General features: G+C 63.2%; 17 protein-coding genes. 5 read left to right on the top strand and 12 right to left on the bottom strand.

The window, feature by feature from the left end:
- Positions 1 to 6 precede the first annotated feature (6 nt).
- The 4 genes from NPS29_RS17545 to NPS29_RS17530 are packed head-to-tail and all read left to right on the top strand — an operon-like array spanning position 7 to position 6376.
- Entirely contained in the window at positions 7 to 1173 is a 1167-nt protein-coding gene (locus tag NPS29_RS17545) for an efflux RND transporter periplasmic adaptor subunit (RefSeq protein ID WP_274134007.1), read from the top strand.
- On the top strand, positions 1170 to 4304 hold the full coding sequence (locus NPS29_RS17540) for a multidrug efflux RND transporter permease subunit (protein ID WP_274134006.1): 3135 nt from the start codon (positions 1170 to 1172) through the stop codon (positions 4302 to 4304). The genes NPS29_RS17545 and NPS29_RS17540 overlap by 4 nt, the downstream gene beginning before the upstream one ends.
- A gap of 40 nt (positions 4305 to 4344) precedes the next feature.
- The gene (locus tag NPS29_RS17535) at positions 4345 to 5019 is read left to right on the top strand and encodes a heavy metal response regulator transcription factor (protein ID WP_274134005.1); all 675 of its coding nucleotides are present in this window, start codon (positions 4345 to 4347) and stop codon (positions 5017 to 5019) included.
- Entirely contained in the window at positions 5012 to 6376 is a 1365-nt protein-coding gene (locus NPS29_RS17530) for a heavy metal sensor histidine kinase (RefSeq protein ID WP_274134004.1), read from the top strand. The genes NPS29_RS17535 and NPS29_RS17530 overlap by 8 nt, the downstream gene beginning before the upstream one ends.
- 91 nt (positions 6377 to 6467) lie before the next feature.
- Here the strand turns inward: NPS29_RS17530 and NPS29_RS17525 are convergent, their stop codons facing one another.
- The 7 genes from NPS29_RS17525 to pmbA all read right to left on the bottom strand — a co-directional run bounded on the left by NPS29_RS17525 (position 6468) and on the right by pmbA (position 12393).
- Positions 6468 to 6809 carry a zinc ribbon domain-containing protein YjdM gene (locus NPS29_RS17525; RefSeq protein ID WP_274134066.1) on the bottom strand — a complete coding sequence of 114 codons (342 nt, stop codon included), beginning with the start codon at positions 6807 to 6809 and terminating at the stop codon, positions 6468 to 6470.
- Between the two features lie 170 nt (positions 6810 to 6979).
- Complete coding sequence (locus NPS29_RS17520; RefSeq protein WP_274134003.1) at positions 6980 to 7867, bottom strand: ZIP family metal transporter; 888 nt, start codon at positions 7865 to 7867, stop codon at positions 6980 to 6982.
- Between the two features lie 25 nt (positions 7868 to 7892).
- Complete coding sequence (locus tag NPS29_RS17515; protein ID WP_274134002.1) at positions 7893 to 8504, bottom strand: superoxide dismutase; 612 nt, start codon at positions 8502 to 8504, stop codon at positions 7893 to 7895.
- A 1-nt stretch (position 8505) separates the two neighbouring features.
- Positions 8506 to 8967 (bottom strand): hypothetical protein, encoded by a 462-nt coding sequence (locus NPS29_RS17510; protein ID WP_274134001.1) that lies wholly within the window; start codon positions 8965 to 8967, stop codon positions 8506 to 8508.
- Between the two features lie 43 nt (positions 8968 to 9010).
- Positions 9011 to 10387, bottom strand: a complete 1377-nt coding sequence (locus NPS29_RS17505) for a class II fumarate hydratase (protein ID WP_274134000.1) — start codon at positions 10385 to 10387, stop codon at positions 9011 to 9013.
- Complete coding sequence (locus NPS29_RS17500) at positions 10380 to 10775, bottom strand: FagA protein (protein WP_274133999.1); 396 nt, start codon at positions 10773 to 10775, stop codon at positions 10380 to 10382. Before NPS29_RS17500 ends, NPS29_RS17505 begins: the two co-directional genes overlap by 8 nt.
- Before the next feature lie 271 nt (positions 10776 to 11046).
- On the bottom strand, positions 11047 to 12393 hold the full coding sequence (gene pmbA, locus NPS29_RS17495) for a metalloprotease PmbA (RefSeq protein WP_274133998.1): 1347 nt from the start codon (positions 12391 to 12393) through the stop codon (positions 11047 to 11049).
- 93 nt (positions 12394 to 12486) lie between these two features.
- On the opposite strand from pmbA, the gene yjgA reads away from it, so the two are divergent.
- Positions 12487 to 13008: a ribosome biogenesis factor YjgA gene (yjgA, locus tag NPS29_RS17490; protein ID WP_274133997.1), complete on the top strand. Its 522-nt coding sequence runs from the start codon at positions 12487 to 12489 to the stop codon at positions 13006 to 13008.
- 131 nt (positions 13009 to 13139) lie between these two features.
- Here yjgA and tldD read toward each other — a convergent pair whose 3' ends face one another.
- The 5 genes from tldD to NPS29_RS17465 all read right to left on the bottom strand — a co-directional run bounded on the left by tldD (position 13140) and on the right by NPS29_RS17465 (position 21695).
- Positions 13140 to 14579, bottom strand: a complete 1440-nt coding sequence (tldD, locus tag NPS29_RS17485) for a metalloprotease TldD (RefSeq protein ID WP_274133996.1) — start codon at positions 14577 to 14579, stop codon at positions 13140 to 13142.
- A gap of 2 nt (positions 14580 to 14581) precedes the next feature.
- Positions 14582 to 15433, bottom strand: a complete 852-nt coding sequence (locus tag NPS29_RS17480) for a carbon-nitrogen hydrolase family protein (RefSeq protein ID WP_274133995.1) — start codon at positions 15431 to 15433, stop codon at positions 14582 to 14584.
- A gap of 212 nt (positions 15434 to 15645) precedes the next feature.
- Positions 15646 to 19461 (bottom strand): YhdP family protein, encoded by a 3816-nt coding sequence (locus NPS29_RS17475; RefSeq protein ID WP_274133994.1) that lies wholly within the window; start codon positions 19459 to 19461, stop codon positions 15646 to 15648.
- Between the two features lie 168 nt (positions 19462 to 19629).
- Positions 19630 to 21087 carry a ribonuclease G gene (rng, locus tag NPS29_RS17470; RefSeq protein ID WP_274133993.1) on the bottom strand — a complete coding sequence of 486 codons (1458 nt, stop codon included), beginning with the start codon at positions 21085 to 21087 and terminating at the stop codon, positions 19630 to 19632.
- On the bottom strand, positions 21084 to 21695 hold the full coding sequence (locus tag NPS29_RS17465; RefSeq protein ID WP_274133992.1) for a Maf family protein: 612 nt from the start codon (positions 21693 to 21695) through the stop codon (positions 21084 to 21086). Before NPS29_RS17465 ends, rng begins: the two co-directional genes overlap by 4 nt.
- Positions 21696 to 21748: the final 53 nt, after the last annotated feature.

The following is a 21748-nucleotide window of genomic DNA, read 5'->3' as shown; positions in this document are numbered from 1 at the left end:
CCCTGTATGCACAAACAAAGAAAATCCGTGATGGCCGTCACTGCGTTACTCGCACTCATCGCAGTGGGTATCTGGATGGCGACCCGCCCCGCCGAGAAGAAAGTCAGCGCCCCGGCCGCAGTGCCGGTTCAGGTGATTCATGTCGAGCAGAAGGACGTGCCGCGCTACGTGACCGGCATCGGCTCGGTGCTGTCGCTGCAAAGCGTGGTGATTCGTACCCAGGTGGATGGCATCCTGACCAGGCTGCTGGTCAAGGAAGGGCAACAGGTCAAGGCCGGGGATCTGCTGGCCACCATCGATGACCGCGCCATTCGCGCAGCCCTGGAACAGACCAAGGCGCAATTGAGCCAGAGCCAGGCGCAACTGGACGTGGCACAAGTGGACCTCAATCGCTACAAGCTGCTGACTGTCGACAACAGCATCTCCAAACAGCAATACGACCAGCAACAGGCTCTGGTCAATCAGCTCAAGGCCACGGTGCAGGGTAACCAGGCGTCGATCAACGCATCGCAGGTGCAACTGTCCTACACCCAGATTCGCTCGCCGGTGACGGGCCGCGTCGGCATTCGCAATGTCGATGAGGGCAACTTCCTGCGCGTCAGCGATGCGACGGGGCTGTTTTCAGTGACCCAGATTGACCCGATATCCGTGGAGTTTTCCCTGCCACAGCAAATGCTCCCCACCCTGCACGACTTGCTCGCCTCCCCTGCACCGGCCAAGGTCAACGCCTATGTGGGCGAAGCAGGCAATGGCGCGCCGCTGGGCGAAGGCACGTTGACGCTGATCGACAACCAGGTCGCGGCCACCACTGGCACCATCCGCGCCAAGGCAGTGTTCGAAAACGCCGCCGAAAAACTCTGGCCCGGCCAGTTGGTCAACGTGCGGATTCAAACGGCCATCGACCGCAACGCGCTGAAGGTGCCGCCGCAAGTGGTGCAGCGCGGTATCGATCAGCATTTCGTCTACCGCGTCCAGGGCGACAAGGTCGAGGTGGTGCCGGTCAAAGTGCTGTATCAGGACAGCGACCTGATGCTGATCAGCGGCGTCAGCGCCAACGACGTACTGGTCAGTGATGGTCAGTCGCGCCTGAAGAACGGCGCGCACATCGAGGTGGTCAAGCCGGGCGATGTTGATACGCTGGCCGATGCCAGCACCGCCGAGGCCTCGAAATGAAAGGCCATGGCTCGATTTCCGCGTGGTGTGTAAATCACCCGATTGCCACCGTGCTGCTGACCTTCGCCCTGGTGCTGCTGGGTTGCATCGCCTTTCCTCGCCTGCCCGTGGCGCCGTTGCCCGAGGCGGAATTTCCGACCATTCAGGTCAGCGCCACCTTGCCCGGCGCCAGCCCGGAGACCATGGCGTCTTCGGTAGCGACGCCGCTTGAAGTGCAGTTCAGCGCCATCCCCGGCATGACCCAGATGACGTCCAGCAGCGCCCTGGGCTCGACCAACCTGACCCTGCAATTCGTGCTGAACAAGAGCATCGACACCGCAGCGCAGGAGGTTCAGGCGGCGATCAACACCGCCTCGGGCCGACTGCCCGCAGACCTTCCGACCGCGCCGACCTGGCGCAAGGTCAACCCCGCCGACAGCCCGGTGTTGATCCTCAGCGTCAGTTCCAACCTGATGCCGGCCACGGAACTGAGTGACGTCACCGAATCCCTGCTGGCCCGTCAGTTGAGCCAGATCAACGGCGTCGGCCAGGTCGCGATCACCGGTCAGCGGCGTCCGGCCATTCGCGTGCAGGCGGCGCCGGAAAAACTCGCGTCCATCGGGCTGACCCTCGCGGACCTCCGCGGCGCATTGCAGCAGACCAGCCTCAATCTGGCAAAGGGTGCGCTGTACGGCAAGGACAGCGTGTCCACCCTCGCCTCCAACGATCAGTTGTTCCAGGCCAAGGACTACGATCAGTTGATCGTTTCCTACAAAGACGGCGCCCCCGTTCACCTGCGTGATGTGGCGAAGGTCATCGACGGCTCGGAAAACGCCTACGTCAATGCCTGGTCCGGCGATCAGCAGGGCGTGAACATCGTGGTGTTCCGCCAGCCCGGCGCGAACATCGTCGAGACCGTGGACCGCGTGCTCGGTGAGCTGCCACGCCTGCAGGAAATGCTCCCGGCCTCGGTGGATGTCTCGGTGCTGAGCGATCGCACCAAAACCATTCGTGCCTCGCTGCATGAAGTGGAAATGACCCTGCTGATCGCCATCGGGCTGGTCATCGCGGTCATGGCGCTGTTCCTGCGCCAGCTCTCGGCAACCCTGATCGTGACCGCCGTGCTGGGGGTGTCGCTGGTCGCCAGTTTCGCCCTGATGTATGTGCTGGGGTTCAGCCTCAACAACCTGACGCTCGTAGCGATTGTGGTGGCCGTCGGCTTTGTGGTCGACGACGCCATCGTCGTGGTGGAGAACATCCACCGACACCTGGAAGCCGGCGAAAGCATGCGCGACGCGGCGATCAAGGGCGCGGGCGAGATCGGCTTTACCGTGGTGTCGATCAGCTTTTCACTGGTGGCGGCGTTCATCCCATTGCTGTTCATGGGTGGCGTGGTCGGGCGACTGTTCAAGGAGTTCGCACTGACGGCGACCTCGACGATTCTGATCTCGGTGGTCGTTTCACTGACCCTGGCGCCGACCCTGGCCGCGCTGTTCATGCGCGCACCCAAGCACGATGCCCACGCCAACCCGGGCTTTGGCGAAAAACTGCTCGCCCGTTATGCCCGTGGCGTGCGCTACGCCCTGGCTCATCAGCGCCTGATGCTGGGCGTCTTTGGTCTGACTTTGGTGCTGGCGGTGGCCGGCTACGTGCTGATTCCCAAGGGTTTCTTTCCCGTTCAGGACACCGGCATGGTGCTGGGCACCAGTGAAGCGGCTGCCGATATTTCCTACCCGGACATGGTCGAGAAGCACAAGCAACTGGCGAAGATCATCGGCGAAGACCCGGCCGTCAAAGCCTTCTCGCACTCGGTGGGCGTGAGCGGCAGCAACCAGACCATCGCCAACGGCCGGGTGTGGATCGCGCTGAAAGACCGTGGCGACCGCGACGTGACCGCCAGCCAGTTCATCGACCGGATCAGGCCCAAGCTTGCGAAGATCCCCGGCATCGTCCTGTACCTGCGGGCCGGGCAAGACATCAACCTGAGTTCCGGCCCGAGCCGCGCCCAGTATCAGTACGTGCTCAAGAGCAACAACGGCGCCCTGCTCAACGAGTGGACACAAAAGCTCACGGAAAAACTCAAGACCATCCCGGCGTTCCGCGACCTGTCCAACGACCTGCAACTGGGCGGCAGCGTGACTCACCTGGACATCGACCGCAGCGCCGCCGCGCGCTTCGGGCTGACCACCGCCGACGTCGACCAGGCGCTGTACGACGCCTTCGGCCAGCGGCAGATCAACGAATACCAGACCGACATCAACCAGTACAAAGTCATTCTCGAACTCGACCCGTCGCAACGCGGCAAGGCCGAGAGCCTGAACTACTTCTACCTGCGCTCGCCGCTCACCAACGAGATGGTGCCGCTGTCGGCACTGGCCAAGGTCGGCGCGCCGAAGATGGGGCCGCTGTCGATCAGCCACGACGGCATGTTCCCGGCGGCCAACCTGTCGTTCAACCTGTCGGCAGGCGTGGCTCTGGGCGATGCGGTGCAGTTGCTCGATCAGGCCAAGAACGAGATCGGCATGCCGGCCTCGATCATCGGCAACTTCCAGGGCGCGGCCCAGGCCTTCCAGAGTTCGCTGGCCAACCAGCCGTGGCTGATCCTCGCGGCACTGGTGGCGGTGTACATCATTCTGGGCGTGCTGTACGAAAGCTTCGTGCACCCGCTGACGATCATCTCCACCTTGCCTTCGGCCGGTATCGGCGCGCTGTTGCTGCTGTGGCTGATGGGCCAGGATTTCTCGATCATGGGCCTGATCGGTATCGTGTTGCTGATCGGCATCGTCAAGAAGAACGGCATCCTGCTGGTGGACTTTGCCCTGGAGGGTCAGCGCCATCGCGGCCTGTCGCCACAGGATGCGATTTACGAGGCGTGCCTGACGCGCTTCCGCCCGATCATCATGACCACTCTGGCGGCATTGCTCGGTGCCTTGCCGCTGATGCTCGGCTATGGTGTGGGGGCAGAGTTGCGTCAGCCACTGGGGATTGCGGTGGTGGGCGGATTGCTGGTGAGCCAGGCACTGACACTGTTCACGACGCCGGTCATTTACCTGCAACTGGAGCGGATTTTCCATCGCAGGCACCCGACCGCCACCCCGACAGCGCCCTCAGCCGGCAAGAAGCCTGCCGCCCTGCTGGTGACTGAAAAGTGAGCATCAGAGAAGTGAGCACCAGAGAATTGAGAGTGCACCCATGCGTGTCCTGATTATCGAAGACGAAGAGAAGACCGCCGACTACCTGCATCGCGGCCTCACCGAACAGGGTTACACCACCGATGTCGCGCGCGATGGCATCGAAGGCCTGCACATGGCGCTGGAAGGCGAGTACGGGGTGATCATCCTCGACGTCATGCTGCCCGGCCTGGACGGCTACGGCGTGCTGCGGGCCCTGCGCGCGCGCAAGCAGACGCCGGTGATCATGCTCACCGCGCGGGAAAACGTCGACGACCGTATTCGCGGCCTGCGCGAGGGCGCCGACGACTACCTGGGCAAGCCGTTTTCATTCCTGGAACTGGTGGCGCGCCTGCAGGCCCTGACCCGCCGCAGCGGCGGCCACGAGCCGGTGCAGATCAGCATCGCCGACCTGTGGATCGACCTGATCAGCCGCAAGGCCACCCGTGCGGGCGCTCGCCTGGACCTGACCGCCAAGGAGTTTTCGCTGCTCAGCGTGCTGGCGCGGCGCCACGGGGAAATCCTCTCGAAAACCTCGATTGCCGAGATGGTCTGGGACATCAATTTCGACAGTGACGCCAACGTGGTCGAGGTGGCGATCAAGCGCCTGCGGGCCAAGCTCGACGGCCCGTTCGAGCAGAAACTGCTGCACACCATCCGCGGCATGGGGTATGTGCTGGAGAGCCGTCGTGTCTAGCAACTCCATCGCCCTGCGCCTGTCCGGCCTGTTTGCCCTGGTGGCGCTGCTGGTGTTCCTGCTGATCGGCTGGGCGCTCTACCTGCAGGTGGGCAAGAACCTTGGGTTGCTGCCTCAGGCTGAAGTCGATGCCCGTTACAGCGTGCTGGAATCACAGGTGCAGCGTTTCGGTGATCTTGAGCACTGGGGCAAACTCAGCACCAAGCTCAAGCTGCTCAGCGAGGAAGACAAGCGGTTGCGATTCTGGGTCGTCAGCGACAATCCCTCTTACGAGTTCGGTAACCCCGGCCCTGCTATCCGCGAATTCGCCCGTGGACCATTGGGCATGCGCGACCTTTTGCTGAGCGATCACGATTACCCGTTCAAGGTGCTGGTCAGCGAATTCCCGGCCAAGGATCAGCGCCCGCCCCTGCGATTCCTTACCGCCATTGACACCGAGACGTTCCGCCAAGCCCAGCACTCGCTGCTGATCGCGCTCATCAGCCTGGCGGCGATTGGCATCGCTCTGGCGTCGGCATTGGGTTACTGGGTGACGCGGATCGGTCTGAAACCGCTGTACGCCCTGTCGCTGGAAGCGCGCAAACTGGCACCTCCCAGGCTGTCCGGCCGTTTGCAGTTGTCTGCACTGCCGCCTGAACTGGACCAGTTCGTCACCTCGTTCAACTCGACGCTGGAGCGGGTCGAGCAGGCCTATGCGCGACTGGAAGGGTTCAACGCCGACGTCGCCCATGAACTGCGCTCGCCGCTGACCAACCTGATCGGCCAGACGCAGGTGGCGCTGACGCGGGGACGTTCGGCGGAGCATTATTTCGAGGTGCTGCAATCAAACCTGGAAGAACTGGAACGGCTGCGCTCGATCATCAACGACATGCTGTTCCTGGCCAGCGCCGATCAGGGCAGCAAGGCTACGGAACTGACCCAGGCATCCCTGGCCGGGGAAGTGGCGAAAACCCTGGATTACCTGGATTTCATTCTGGAAGACGCACAGGTTCAGGTCGAGGTCCGGGGCGACGCCTGTGCACCCATCGAGAAAGCGCACTTGCGACGCGCGCTGATCAATCTGGTGCACAACGCCGTGCAGCACACCTTGCCTGGGCAGACCATTCACGTGGACATCAGCGACGAAGGTCATCATGTGAGCATCGGCGTCGCCAACCCTGGCGCGCAGATTTCCGGCGAGCACCTGCCCAAGCTATTCGAGCGCTTTTACCGGGTCGATGCTTCACGCACCAACAGCGGGGGGAATCACGGGCTGGGACTGGCGATCGTCAAGGCCATTGCGCTGATGCACGGCGGCACGGTCTTCGCCCGCAGCGAACAGGGCGTGAATACCTTCGGGATCAACCTGCCGATTTGAGGATTGCACACTGACCCGTAGCAGCACGGCTTGCCGGCGGGGACATTCTTGAGGACGCCCCCGCCGGCAAGCCGTGCTGCTACGCAAAGCATTAGCCCTTCTTCACGAACTCGGACTTGAGCTTCATCGCGCCAATCCCGTCGATCTTGCAATCGATGTCGTGGTCGCCATCGACCAGGCGGATGTTCTTGACCTTGGTGCCGACCTTGACCACCAGGGACGAGCCCTTGACCTTCAGGTCCTTGATGACGGTCACCGTGTCGCCGTCCTGCAGCGTGTTGCCTACCGCATCCTTGATGATTTTCACATCATCGTCCGCGTCAGCCGCGCCGTTGGCGGACCACTCATGGGCGCATTCCGGGCAGACGAGCTGGGCGCCGTCTTCGTAGGTGTACTCGGAATTGCATTTGGGGCACGGCGGTAAGCTCACGATGGATCTCGCATCACAATGGAATAGGCGCGCGATTATAAGGGTTTTTCTTACCTGAGACGCAAACCCTGTAGGAGTGAGCTTGCTCGCGATAGCGGCGTGTCTGTCCCTGAATGGATATCTGACACACCGCAATCGCGAGCAAGCTCACTCCTACAAGTGTTGTGGCGCAATCAAGCCAATGCAGTATCCATCACCATCATCAGGCAGAACCCCACCAGCAGCCCGAAGCTGGCGATCTTGTCGTGGCCGTTGCGGCGGGACTCGGGGATGATTTCGTGCACCACCACCAACAACATCGCACCGGCCGCCATCGCCAGGCCCACCGGCAGCAACATCGCGGCGACTTCAACGAGCCAGGCGCACAGCACGGCAAACACCGGCTCCACCAGCCCGGAAGCCGCGCCGATCAGAAAGGCGTTGAGCCGGGACATGCCCGCCGCCGCCAGCACCAGTGCAATCACCAGCCCTTCGGGTACGTCCTGCAAGGCGATACCCATCGCCAGGCTGTCGGCGTGGGCCAGGCCGCCGCCCGCCGACACGCCCACCGCCATGCCTTCCGGAATGTTGTGAGCAATGATGGCGATGACAAACAGCCAGATATTCGAGGGAATGGCCGGTTTTTCGGCCACGTCCGATAAGTGCGGCCCCTGAGACACCAGGGTGTCGACGATGAACAGCCCCACGGCGCCAGCAAGAATGCCGGCACTGACCAAGGCACCTGCGCCCCATGGGGTAAAGCCCAGGCCTTGGGCAGCGCCCAGGCCCGGCACGATCAGGGAAAAGGCCGTGGCGGCGAGCATGATGCCTGCGCCGAATCCCAGCAATGCGTCGGCCACCGCCACCGGCATCCCCCGGATCACCAGCACCGGCACCGCGCCCAGAGCCGTGCCCAAGGCGCACATCGCACCGCCTTCCAGCGCTCGAAGCATCCTGGGTTCCAGGCTCAACCAGGACAAACCCTGGGCAATCAGCAGCCCTGTGCCGGCCAACAGCAAAAATGAACCCAAGGCCAGACGCAACAGCCTGACGCTGCCGATAGTGAGGAATTCCGAGCGCATAGATCGCCTGCTTATTGTTGTGAATTCAAGAAATCGCAGCGCTGTAACGCTTGGCCACTTCGTCCCAGTTGACGACGTTGTAGAAGGCGGCGATGTATTCCGGGCGACGGTTCTGGTAGCGCAGGTAGTAGGCGTGCTCCCAGACGTCCAGGCCGAGGATCGGCGTGTTGCCGTTCATCAACGGGCTGTCCTGGTTGCCGCTGCTTTCCACGACCAGTTTTTTCTGGGGAGTAACGCTCAGCCAGGCCCAGCCGCTGCCGAAACGGGTCAGCGCAGCCTTGGTGAAGGCGTCCTTGAACGCTTCGATGCCGCCCAGTTGCTCATCGATGGCCTTGGCCAGCGCACCCGTCGGCAGACCGCCGCCTTTAGGGCTCATCACTTCCCAGAACAGCGAGTGGTTGGCGTGACCGCCGCCCTGGTTGATCACCGCCGGACGCAGTTTTTCAGGAAGCTGGCCGACGCTGGCCACCAGTTTCTCGATGGGCCACTCGGCGTACTCGGTGCCGTCAACAGCGGCATTGAGGTTGTTGATGTAGGTCTGGTGGTGCTTGGTGTAATGGATTTCCATGGTCTGCGCATCGATGTGCGGCTCAAGGGCATCGTAGGCGTATGGCAAGGCAGGCAAGGTATACGGCATATCAATGGACTCCGAAGGACAAGGTGCCGGCGGCAGCGGCGTTGCGCTGTAGCGCCGAGCGTGAGTGTTCGCCGCTGCTGTTGAGCAGGCGATGGGTGCGTGGGTATTCACCGTGTTCGTTGATGAAGCCCAACAGTTCGCTGTAGGTCTTGTTGCTGTGGCGGAACGCGGCCTGACGCAAGCCCGCGCTCAGGCGCTGGTTCTGGATCACCTGCAACAGCCGCTGGTGCGCCGAGCACAGGTACTCGGCGCTCTCCTCCGGTTGATTGAGGCTCAGGTGCAGGTCCGCCAGGTTGTGGTGGGAAATCACGAACGCCGCCACCGCCTCGTCCGGGTCGCTCCAGCGCTCGAGCAGCACCTGGGCCAGCGCCAGCGCTTGCAGGTACAGCTCGCGTGCGTCGATCAGGTCGCCACGGTTGAAACAGCTATTGCCTTTGAGAATGGTGCTTTTCCAATGCTCCATGGCGCGTCTCCTGAGACGGTGCGTGGGTGGTGGCGACGGCGGGTCAGATCCCGCCGGCAGTGAGTTTTTCCGGGTTGAGCAGGGTTTCCAGCTGGGCGCGATCAAGCTCGGTGTGCTCAAGGGCCACGTCGATGATCGGCCGACCTTCGCTGTAGGCGGTCTTGGCGATGTGCGCAGCCTTCTGGTAGCCGATGATCGGGTTCAGCGCGGTGACCAGAATCGGGTTGCGCGACAAGGCTTCCTTGAGCTTGGCTTCGCTGACCTTGAAGGTGGCGATGGCCTTGTCCGCCAGCAGGCGGCTGGAGTTGGCCAGCAGCTCGATGCTTTGCAGCAGGTTGTGGGCGATGATCGGCAGCATCACGTTCAGCTCGAAGTTGCCCGACTGCCCCGCGACGGTGATCGCCGCATCGTTGCCGATGACTTGCGCGGCAACCATGGCGGTGGCTTCCGGAATCACCGGGTTGACCTTGCCTGGCATGATCGAGGAGCCCGGCTGCAGGGCTTCCAGTTCGATCTCGCCAAGGCCTGCCAGGGGGCCGGAGTTCATCCAGCGCAGGTCGTTGGCGATTTTCATCAGGGACACGGCAGTGGCCTTGAGCTGGCCGGAGACTGCAACGGCGGTGTCTTGCGAGCCGATCAGCGCGAACAGGTCCTTGCCCGGCACGAAGCCGACTTCGCTCAGGCGACTCAGATGGCCGGCAAAGCGCGAAGCGAATTCAGGGTGAGCATTGATGCCGGTGCCCACGGCGGTGCCGCCCTGAGCCAGCGCCTGAAGGCTGGGCAGCAGGTTCTCGATGTGTTCGACGTTGGCCTTGAGCTGTTGCGCCCAGCCGTTGAGGACCTGGCTCATGCGCACCGGCATGGCGTCCATCAGGTGCGTGCGGCCGGTCTTGACGAACGAGTGAACCTGTTCGGCCTTGCGCTCGGTGACCTGGATCAGGTGCGCCAGCGCCGGCAACAGCTGCTCATGGATCGCCAGCGCGGCGCTGACGTGGATGGTGGTCGGGATGATGTCGTTGCTGCTCTGGCCGCAGTTGACGTGATCGTTGGCATTCACCGGCTCGCCCAGCACACGGCTGGCGAGGGTCGCGATCACCTCGTTGGCGTTCATGTTGGTGCTGGTGCCGGAGCCGGTCTGGAACACGTCCACCGGAAAATGCGCCATGTAGTCGCCTGACAGCAGTTCCTTGCAGGCGGTGACGATGGCTTTGCTCTGGCCTTCGCTGATCTGCTTGAGTTCGAGGTTGGCCTGGGCGGCAGCGGACTTGGCCAGCAGCAACGCACGGACGAACTGGGCCGGCATGCGCAGCTGGCTGATCGGGAAGTTGTTCACCGCACGCTGGGTCTGCGCGCCATACAGGGCCTCGGTCGGGACCTGCAACTCGCCCATGCTGTCGCGTTCAATACGGGTATTACTCATCAAGAGATCCTTGCATCAGTTCAGCGAGAGAAATCGAGGGCTGCAACACGCAGGTCGCCAGTTGATGGGCGAAGGCCTGCCAGCGTTGGCGTTGATGATTGCTGTGGGCGAGCACCTTGAGGTCGCGCAACGGGCGCCATGCCTGATCCAGGCACAGGCAGCGCCAGTGCCAGGGCAACGCGGTGTCACGGGCGGTGTCGAGCAGCAGGCGGAAGGTGCTTTCGGCGATGAGGGTCTGCGGGGTGGCCGTGAAGCGCGCCAGATACCGGCCTTCGGCCAAGTAATGCTCGATGCCCCGCGGCTCGTCCGGCGCCACGGCGCAGCGCACGCGCAAACTCAGCGCGCGCCAGTTTTCCAGGTAAGGCGATTCTTGGAGGACAGTGCTCATGACCCCGGGCTCATTTAGCGAATGATATTCATTATTAAATGAGTTTAAGAATCAAAACAACCCCGACATTGCGTTGGTTACACCGCAACCCTGTAGGAGTGAGCTTGCTCGCGATAGCGTCGTGTCAGATGCCTCATGCCTGAATGCCACACCGCTATCGCGAGCAAGCTCACTCCTACAGGACGTTTGGCGGTTTCAGAATTGCGGGCAAAGAAAAAGGCCTGCACCGAATCCGGGGCAGGCCTTTGGGTTACTGCGTTAACGGGGGAATTCAGCTTCCCGCCACCATCATCTTCTCGATCAGCACAGACCCCGTGCGAATGTTGCTGCGCATCTCCAGATCGCTGCCAACGGCGACGATCTGCTTGAACATGTCGCGCATGTTGCCGGCAATGGTCACTTCCTGGACGGCGAACTGGATCTCGCCGTTCTCGACCCAGTAACCCGCCGCGCCTCGGGAATAGTCACCGGTGACCATGTTCAGGCCGCTGCCCATCAGCTCGGTGACCAGCAGGCCACGGCCCATGCGACGGATCAGCGCGGCCTGGTCTTCGGTGCCGTGGGACACGAACAGGTTGTGCACGCCGCCGGCGTTGGCGGTGCTTGGCAGGCCCAGCTTGCGGCCCGAGTAAGTGCTGAGGATGTAGGACACCAGATCGCCGTTTTCGACGAACGGCTTGGCGTAGGTCGCCAGGCCATCACCGTCGAACGCCGCGCTGCCCATGGCGCGCATCAGGTGTGGGCGTTCGTCGATGGTCATCCACTCCGGGAACAGCCGCTGGCCCATGGCGCCTTCGAGGAACGACGACTTGCGGTACAGGTTGCCGCCGGAAATCGCCCCCAGGAAACTGCCGAACAGCCCGCCCGCCAGTTCCGCCGAAAACAGCACCGGCACCTCGCAGGTCGGCACCGGGCGGGCGCCAAGGCGGCTCGCGGCGCGCTCCGCGGCCTTCTTGCCGATCAGTCTGGCGTCCATCAGCAGCTCGCCCTGACGGTTCACGTCGTACCAGTAATCGCGCTGCATCTGGCCGTCTTTTTCGGCGATCATCACGCAACTGAGGCTATGACGCGTCGATGCATAACCGCCGATGAAGCCGTGGCTGTTGCCGTACACGCGGCAGCCCTGATGCACGTTCAGGGTGGTGCCATCGGCGTTCTTGATCCGGCTGTCGGCGTCGAATGCCGCCGCTTCGCAGATCAACGCCTTCTCGATGGCCTGCTCAGGCGTGATGTCCCAGGGGTGGAACAGGTCGAAATCCGGTTGTTCCCGGGCCATCAGCGCGGCATCGGCCAGGCCCGAGCTTTCGTCTTCGGAGGTGTGTTTGGCGATGGCCAGTGCCGCCGCGACGGTTTCGCGAATGGCATCCGGGCCGCTGGCCGAGGTGCTGGCCGAGCCTTTGCGGTGGCCCACATACAAGGTGATGCCAAAACCCTGGTCACGGTTGAACTCGACGGTTTCGACTTCGCGCTGGCGAACCGACGTCGACAGCCCCTGCTCAAGCGACACAGCGACTTCACAGGCACTCGCGCCTTGGCGTTTGGCTTCGGCGACGATCTGCTCGACCTGCTGCTGCAGGGCTGGCAAAGCCTGTGGGCCGACGCTTTCTGATGCACTCATGACTTACTCCATCAAATTCCGATTTCGGCAGCCGGGCCGGACAATTGGTCCCTGACTGGTTATCATGGCGGCGTTTATTTGCGGACGGCCCCCATGGTTGATTCTTACGACGACTCCTTCGACGGAGAGAAAAGCAAATCCCAGGTCAAACGAGAGCTCGCCGCTCTGGTGGATCTGGGTGAACGCTTGACGACATTCAAACCCGATGTGCTGGCCAAGCTGCCTCTGACCGACGAATTGCGTCGCGCACTGGCCGATGCTCCCAAGCACACCGCGCATATCGCGCGCAAACGCCACATTTCCTTCATTGGCCGGCTGATGCGCGACCAGAACCTGGATGAAATCCTGGTCCTGCTCGATCAGCTCGATGCCTCCACGCGTCAATACAACGAGCGTTTCCACAACCTGGAACGCTGGCGTGATCGCCTGACCGGCGGCACCGACGAGACGCTTGAGCAGTTCGTGGTCGAATACCCCGATGCCGACCGCCAGCAACTGCGTTCGCTGATCCGTCAGGCCCAGCACGAAGCCAAGCAGAACAAGGCACCTACCGCGTCCCGTAAAATCTTCAAATACATCCGCGACCTGGACGAAACCAAGCGCGGGTTGCGTTAAACCCGCTTCGCAGCCTTCCTCCCCTGTGGGAGCGGGCTGGCCCGCGAAGGCGGCGTGTCAGATACCAAGTCTGAAAATGACACACCGCCTTCGCGAGCAAGCTCGCTCCCACAGGTGCCTGATATAGCTCCTTACCCGCCCGTACCACCCACTGTGATCGCATCGATCTTCAGCGTCGGCTGACCCACACCTACCGGCACTGACTGCCCGTCCTTGCCGCACGTTCCCACGCCGCTGTCCAGCGACAGGTCGTTACCGACCATCGACACCCGGCTCATGCACTCCGGACCGTTGCCGATCAGCGTCGCGCCCTTGACCGGCGCGGTGATCTTGCCGTCTTCGATCAGGTAGGCTTCGCTGGTGGAGAACACGAATTTGCCGCTGGTGATATCGACCTGACCACCGCCGAGGTTGGCGCAGTAGATGCCCTTCTTCACCGACGCGATGATTTCCGCCGGATCGCTCTGGCCGCCCAGCATGTAGGTGTTGGTCATGCGCGGCATCGGCAAGTGCGCATAGGACTCGCGACGGCCGTTACCAGTACGGGCCACGCCCATCAGGCGGGCGTTGAGCTTGTCCTGCATGTAGCCCTTGAGCACGCCGTTCTCGATCAGGGTGGTGCATTCGGTCGGCGTACCTTCGTCGTCCACGCTCAGCGAGCCGCGACGCCCGGCCAGGCTGCCGTCATCGACGATGGTGCAGAGCTTGGAAGCAACCATTTCGCCCATGCGCCCGCTGTAGGCCGAGCTGCCCTTGCGGTTGAAGTCGCCTTCCAGGCCGTGGCCCACGGCTTCGTGCAGCAGCACACCGGACCAGCCGGAACCCAGCACCACTGGCAGCGTGCCAGCCGGGGCCGGAATCGCTTCCAGATTGACCAGCGCCTGACGCAGCGCTTCGCGGGCATAGCCCATGGCGCGGTCTTCCTGGAGGAAATAACGGTAATCGGTACGCCCGCCGCCGCCGTGGCCGCCGCGCTCACGACGGCCGTTCTGCTCGACGATCACGCTGACGTTGAAGCGCACCAGCGGGCGCACGTCAGCGGCCAGGCCGCCATCGGTGGAGGCGACCAGGATGCGCTCCCAGACCCCGGCCATGCTCACCGAAACCTGCTGGATGCGCGGGTCCAGGGCGCGGGTGGCGGCATCGACGCGCTTGAGCAGCTCGACCTTTTCGGCGCGGGTCATGACTTCCAGCGGGTTGTCCGGCGCGTAGAGCTGAGCCACGTCCTGGGTGGTGAAGGCCTGCACGCGGCCGTTCTGCCCGGCGCGGGAGATCGAGCGGGCCGCACGGGCGGCCTGGCTCAGGGCCTCAGGGGTGATTGCGTTGCTGTAGGCAAAACCGGTTTTCTCACCCGATTGCGCACGCACGCCGACGCCCTGATCAAGATTGAAACTGCCTTCCTTGACGATGCCGTCTTCCAGCGCCCAGGACTCGGAAATCTGGCCCTGGAAATACAGGTCGGCAGCGTCGATCCCGGGACCGGCAAGCTCCCCCAGCACCGATTGCAGGCTGTCGATGCTCAGGCCGCCTGGCGCCAGAAGGTGTTCGCTGACAGAGGACAAGTCGCTCATATTCACTCCGGGGTATTGGCAGGCCGCAAGGCGTCCTGCGAAAAAAATCGCCGGTGGTTGGTAACCGGCATCCGCGCCCGTATGGACGCTTGCTCTTCACTGTCTCGTTGGCCCAACAGCACGGCTTCACCCTGTGCCTGCTCGGCCAGCACGCGGCCCCATGGATCTATGATCGCTGCGTGCCCAAATGTTTCCCTTGGCCCCGGATGAACCCCGCCCTGCGCGGCCGCCAGCACATAGCACTGGGTTTCGATGGCACGCGCGCGCAGCAGGATTTCCCAGTGCGCCGCGCCTGTCACGGCGGTAAAGGCCGACGGCGCGGTAATCAATTCGGCCCCGGCTTCTCGCAGGGCTGTGTACAACTCGGGAAAGCGCAGGTCGTAACACACGGTCAGACCCAGCTTGCCCACGGGTGTATCGGCCACCACCACGTTGTTGCCGTGGGCGTAGTCGTCGGATTCGCGATAGCGGCCACGGGCGTCGGCCACGTCCACATCGAACAGATGCAGCTTGTCGTAGCGCGCCACCTGCTGGCCCTGATCGTCGATCAGCAACGAGCACGCCGTGACCTTGCCGTCTGGCTGGCCCTGGGGCGGCAGCGGCAATGTCCCGGCGACTATCCATAACTTGAGGTCACGGGCGGCGAGTTTCAACCATGGCAGGATAGGTCCTTCGCCCAGGGCTTCGGCGCGACCGATGGCAGCGACGTCACGCCGGCCCATGGCCGTGAAGTTCTCGGGGAGCACGGCAAGCCTGGCACCCGATGCGGCAGCCTGTTCCAGCAGCGCCCGGGCGCGGGCCAGATTGGCCTGGACATCGCTCTGGCTGACCATCTGAATCACAGCGAAGGACATTGAACGCTCCTTGATCGATAGAACTGCACTGTACTCCAAGACAGCCCCAAGAGCGCGCACCGGGAACCGGGGTGCCGGAGGAATCCGGTGTCGCCTCGGTCCCGTAGGAGCGCGCTTGCCCGCGATGGCGTCGTTTCAGCCAACACATGTGTAGCTGACCCACTGTAATCGCGGGCAAGCGCGCTCCTACAGGCGCCTGGCCTGGTCTGGCCTTACTGTGGTTTCTCGAACGGCTTGTCGAAGGTGATTTTAGGCTCTTTCCACGGGCCTTCGACCTTGTATTGCACGCTGGCGAAGCGCGCGACGCGATCACCCAGCAGCTTGTCGACCAGAAACAGTGCCCCGCCAATGGCTGGCGCGCCGACGATCAGCGCGGCAATCGGCAGGTTGTTGGTCACCGGCAACGTCACCAGCAGCTTCGCATCGACCCGGTCGCGGACCATGTCCAGCGTGCCGTTGAGCTCCAGATTGCTCGACGGCCCGATCATGGTGATCGGGTCGCGGGTCACGTAGACGCCATCGCTGGCCACCAGCAGCCCTTTGACCCGGTCATAGCTCAAACCCTTGCTCAGCAGGTCCGAGAAGTCCAGGCGCAGGCGCCGCCCGATGGAGTTGAAGTTGAGCAGGCCAAACACCCGCAACGCCTGGGCGCCGCCCTCGACTTCCACGAACTGACCGTTTTTCAAGGTCGCATCCAGGCTGCCGGAATAGCGCTTCAAGCCCACCCAGGCAGGCGAACCGGGCCAGCGGCCATCGGCGTTCATCTCGAACGACTGGCTGGTGACGGTCGGTGCAAAGCCCCAGGCTTTCAGCACGTCGGCCAGGTTCTTGCCCGCCACCTGGCCCTTGAACCAACTGCTGGTCGAGCCCGGCGTGCCTTCCCAGCCGCCATTGCCGACCAGGGAGATGCCCTTGAGGCCCAGGTCCATGTCCGACAACTGGATGCCATTGGCCGTCGGGCGCGCCTTGAGCGACCAGGCGCCCATCAGTTGATCGCCCTGGAACAGCTGGGTGATCTTGATGTTCATCGCCGGAATGTTGTGCGGATCGACGTCTGCCAGCGGATCCGGGGCGTTTTCCACCACGGCGGCGTTCGGGTCCGGCGCTGGCAGGCGCACGTAAAGCAGATTGATATCGACCGGCGTGGCCTTGCTGTCCGGCAAGGTCGCCGAGCCCTTGATTTTGGCGCTGTCCAGGGCCAGGCTCCAGCTGGCTTCGTTGCGCTTGAGCTGAACGCCAGCCTGATCCAGGGTCGTGCCCATGGCGGTCAGCTTGCCGATCTGCAGATCGACGCTGCTGAGCAACTGCTTGGCGCTGCCGCCTGGGTCATTGCCGGCGTAGCGTTGCGCCATCGCCTGCCAGGGCGCGATATCGAGCTCGGACAGCGAACCGCGCACACGCAGGCCCTTGGCATCCGGCACTACCGCCCCGCCTTCACCCAGAAACAACTCGCCACGCCCGTCGGCGAACTTGCCGGCGGGTGCCGCGAAGGCAAAATTCGCCAGATTGCCGTAGCCCACGCCGATACGCCGCTCGGCGCCTTGCAGGTTCATGCGGAAGTCGGTGTCGAGGGTGTCGTCGGCCGCCTTGCCAAACGGCGCAGGCAGATCGACCGTCACGCCCTTGAGGCTGGAGTTGATCTGCAACTGGCTGTCGGCGCCGTTGAGCGTCAACTGCAACTGATACGGCAGGTCACCGGACACCGGCAATGGCTGGGTGACGCCCAGCCAGTCGGTCAGGCGCTTGGTAGCGATCTGGCTGCTGGCAGCGATCCGGGTAACCAGCGCACCGGGTTTGCCTTCGGCGAAAATTTCCGCGTTCAGCGGCTTGTCGAAGGCCATGGCCTTGATGTTCTTGCCGCTCAGGCCCTTGTTGTAGTCGAAGCGGAAGTTGCCCTTGAGCTGGGTCAGGTCCAGCTCCGGCTCAGGCAGCTTGAGGTGCGCGCTGTCGGTGTTGAAGTCCACCGCAACCTTGGGCTCCTGGCCCTTGACCAGCGGCACGTCCAGATTGATGTGGCCTTGCAGCGGCCCTTCGGCCTGCCAGCCGGCAAAGGTCTGGCCGGTGCCGATGGGCGCTTCCTGGAGGATCTTCATGCCGTCCTGCAGGCTGCCGTTGAAATCGCCGTCCACCAGCAGGTGGCTGGGCTGGCCGGACGGCACGTGGGGCACGTCCACGGCCACGTTGCGCACCTGGGTGTCGAGCAACTGGCCCTTGTTGGCGCGGATCCGCACGCCGCTGTTCTCGACGAACACGTTGCCGTCCACGCCGGTCAGTTGTGGCCAGCCAGGCTGGAAGTCCAGGGTGGCGTTATGCACCTTGAAGAACAGGCTGATGACCCGCGCCACATCCGGCGCATCGTGGTTGATCGAGCCCTGGTACTGGAAAAAGCTCTGCTCGACGTCGCCCTTCACAATGGCCGTGCGCAACCAGTGATCCAGCGCCGGGCTCAGCACGGCGGGCAGGTATTTGCCGGTGTAGCGACCGTCGGCATCCACCAGCCCGACGCGCAGGTCCATGTAGTCTTCCTGATCGTGGTCGAAATGCAGGCGAATCAGGAAATCGGCGGCGATCTTGCCCTCATCCCCCAGCACCTTGATGTACGGCGCAATCAGCGTGAAACCCTGATCGTCCAGCGCCCAGGTCAGGCGTGCATCGGCGTGGCGGTAATTCCAGGCGTTCTTGAAGATCGGGTCCAGGTGCAGCATGAAATCGTCGGTGTTCAGGCGCAGCTCGCCGCCGCCCAGGTCACCGCTGATGGCGCCGCTGACGTTTCCTGCCGCGGGCGCGCCGTGGTAGGCGTCGAAGCCGACCTTGTCCAGATTCGCCGCAAAGCCCAGGCGCCTGGCACCTTCGGCCTTGGGACGGTAGTCGAGCAGCACGTTGCGCAGGCCGCCGGTGACGTTCAGGTGATCGAGCACCACCATGAGCTTGTCCGGCAGAGGGGCCAGGGAATCGAGCAGCGGCGTGACCGGTGTCAGATCCAGCCGGTCGGCCTGTACGTGCCACAGCTCTTCGCTGTCAGACGTTGCCGCAGTCTGTGTCAGTTGCACCCGGCTTTCCCAGCGCTTGCTGGCGATGTCCATTGCCAGCGAATCCAGGGCCACGCTGAAACCCGTGTCGCTGCGCTGGAACCAGGCATTGAGCGCCAGGTTGTCCAGCTTCGACGACTTGCGATCCGCGTAAGCTCCCTTGAACTGCGGGGCGTTGACCCGGGCGACAGCGGTTTGCAGGTTGCCCTTGCCCCAGGTCAGCCAGAATTCGCCACCGGCCTTGAGGGTCTTGATGTGCAAGTCGCCGACCAGGCTCTTGGGCAGCCATTTGGACCAGTCGCTCTGGGGCACGCTCAGGTACGCCTCGGCCTCGGCGTCACGCCAGGCGCTGGCGCGGATCTTCGAGCGCACGTTGAGCGACAGCGGCTGGCCATCCGGCAGCGTCACTCGTGCGTCAAGGCGCTGGTGATAGCTGCCGGTGCGCAGGGTCATGCTGACGTAGGTCAGGGTCAGCGGGGATTGCTCGTAGGGTTGCAGGGTGATCTGGCTGTCGAACAGCGACAGCTGCGACACCATGCGCATCTGGGTCAGGGCCTGCTCGGGGTCGAACGGCTTGTCGTCCTGCACGGGCAGCCCTTGCAGTGCCCAGTGGCCGTCCTTGTCCTCTTTGAGCGACAACTGCAGGCCGTCCACTTCCAGACGGGCGAGGCGCACCTGACGCGCCTTGAGGCTGGCCCACAGGTCCGGCACTGCCCGAACCTGGTCCAGGCGGACGGTACCTGCGCCCTGCCCGACCATCACGTCGCGTGCCACGAATACAGGGGCAAAGCCGCTCCAGCTGCCTTCCAGGCGCCCGATATTGACCGGCATGCCCACGGCGGCCTGCGCCTTGACTTCAACGTCGGCGCGGTACTCGGCCACCATCGGCACCAACTGCCGCCCCACGCTGACGTACAGCGCGACCAGCACCACGAACAGCGCGCACAGGCTTAGGCCCCAACGGGTCAGGGCCGCGAAGAATCGCGTCATACGCTCCATGCCACCGGGCCTCCGTGCACAGAGACTACAAATGGCATCCGGCTCACTGGTGCGGTTGCGGGTATGTCCGGGTTTTGCTCATTTGTCACGCAGCAATCTCTGTGGAGGGCATCCATGCCTGCGGCCCCTGAGGGCTCGGTATTCTTTCAAGAAACGTTTTGAGCCAGATCAGAGCAGCACGACGTCATATTGTTCCTGGGAATACATGGTTTCGACCTGAAAACGGATGGTACGGCCGATGAATACCTCGAGTTCCGCCACATTACCCGACTCTTCGTCGAGCAGGCGATCCACCACTTTCTGGTTGGCCAGCACCCGATACCCCAGCGCCTGATAGGCACGAGCTTCGCGCAGAATCTCCCGGAAAATCTCGTAGCAAATGGTTTCAGGGGTTTTCAGCTTGCCCCGACCCTGGCAACTGCTGCAGGGCTCGCACAGCACCTGCTCAAGGCTTTCGCGGGTGCGCTTGCGCGTCATCTGCACCAGCCCAAGCTCCGTGATACCAATGATGTTGGTCTTGGCGTGATCACGCTCCAGCTGTTTTTCCAGCGTACGCAGCACCTGCCGCTGATGCTCGCCGTCTTCCATGTCGATGAAGTCGATGATGATGATGCCGCCCAGATTGCGCAGGCGCAGCTGGCGGGCAATCGCGGTGGCGGCTTCCAGGTTGGTCTTGAAGATGGTTTCTTCAAGGTTGCGATGGCCGACGAACGCGCCGGTATTCACGTCGATGGTGGTCATCGCCTCCGCCGGGTCGATCACCAGATACCCACCGGACTTGAGCGGCACCTTGCGCTCCAGGGCGCGCTGGATTTCGTCCTCGACACCGTAGAGGTCGAAGATCGGACGCTCGCCGGGATAGTGTTCGAGGCGGTCGGCGATTTCCGGCATCAGTTCGGCCACGAACTGAGTGGTCTTCTGGAAGGTTTCCCGCGAGTCGATGCGAATCTTCTCGGTGCGGGGGCTGACCAGATCCCGCAGGGTGCGCAGGGCCAGGCCCAGGTCTTCGTAGATGACGCTGGCCGGGCTGATGGTCTTGATCTGCTCGCTGATCTGATCCCACAGGCGGCGCAGGTAGCGGATGTCCATCATGATTTCATCGGCGCCGGCGCCTTCGGCGGCTGTGCGCAGGATGAACCCGCCCTTCTCCTTGATCCCTTCCTTGGCCACGCAGTCAGTGACCACCTGCTTCAAGCGCTCGCGCTCGGCTTCGTCTTCGATCTTCAGGGAAATGCCGACGTGGGCGGTGCGCGGCATGTACACAAGGTAGCGCGACGGAATGGACAGCTGAGTGGTCAGGCGCGCGCCCTTGCTGCCGATGGGGTCCTTGGTGACTTGCACCACCAGGCTCTGGCCCTCGTGGACCAGCGAGCTGATGGTCTCCACGGCCGGGCCTTCACGCATGGAAATTTCCGAGGCGTGAATGAACGCGGCGCGGTCCAGGCCGATGTCAATGAACGCCGCCTGCATGCCGGGCAGCACCCGCACGACCTTGCCTTTGTAGATGTTGCCGACGATCCCCCGACGCTGGGTCCGCTCGACGTGAACCTCTTGCAACACACCGTTCTCGACGACGGCCACGCGCGACTCCATCGGCGTGATGTTGATCAGAATCTCTTCACTCATGGCTTGTTACCTTCCAGGCATTGCCAACAGGGTATGCCGAAACGCTGCAGGATTTCTGCGGTTTCGCACAAAGGCAGGCCGACCACTGCGGAATAACTGCCGCTCAGATGTTCCACGAACACGGCGCCCAGTCCTTGAATCCCGTAGCTGCCAGCCTTGTCGCACGGCTCGCCACTGGCCCAGTAGGCGCGGGCATCTTCAGTGGAAATCGCGCGGAAACGCACGCGGCTGGTGATCACGCGAGTCTCGCAGTGTTGCTCGTCGACCACGGCGATGGCGGTCAGCACTTCGTGTTCGCGGTTGGACAGGGCGGCGAGCATGGCCAGGGCGTCCGCCTCATCGACGGGTTTGCCGAGGATGCGGCCATCGAGCACCACGGCGGTGTCGGCGCCGAGCACGCAGGCGGTGGGGTACGCAGGGTCATTGGCCAGTTGCAACAGACCAGCATCGGCCTTGCCACGGGCAAGACGCTCGACGTAGGCGGCCGGGGTTTCGTGGTCAAGCGGGGTTTCGTCGATATCAGCGGCGAGCGTGGTGAACGGCACGCCGACCTGGGTCAGCAATTCCCGGCGACGCGGGGAGCCGGAGGCGAGCAGAAGTTGTGGCATGGGACGTCTCCGTGTCAGTGATCACAAGCTTAGGCGAACCTTACCGCTGTTGA

Origin of the sequence: Pseudomonas putida (assembly GCF_028682175.1) — a bacterium.
Lineage (GTDB): Bacteria > Pseudomonadota > Gammaproteobacteria > Pseudomonadales > Pseudomonadaceae > Aquipseudomonas > Aquipseudomonas putida_AD.
This window is presented reverse-complemented; position numbering and strand designations above follow the sequence as displayed.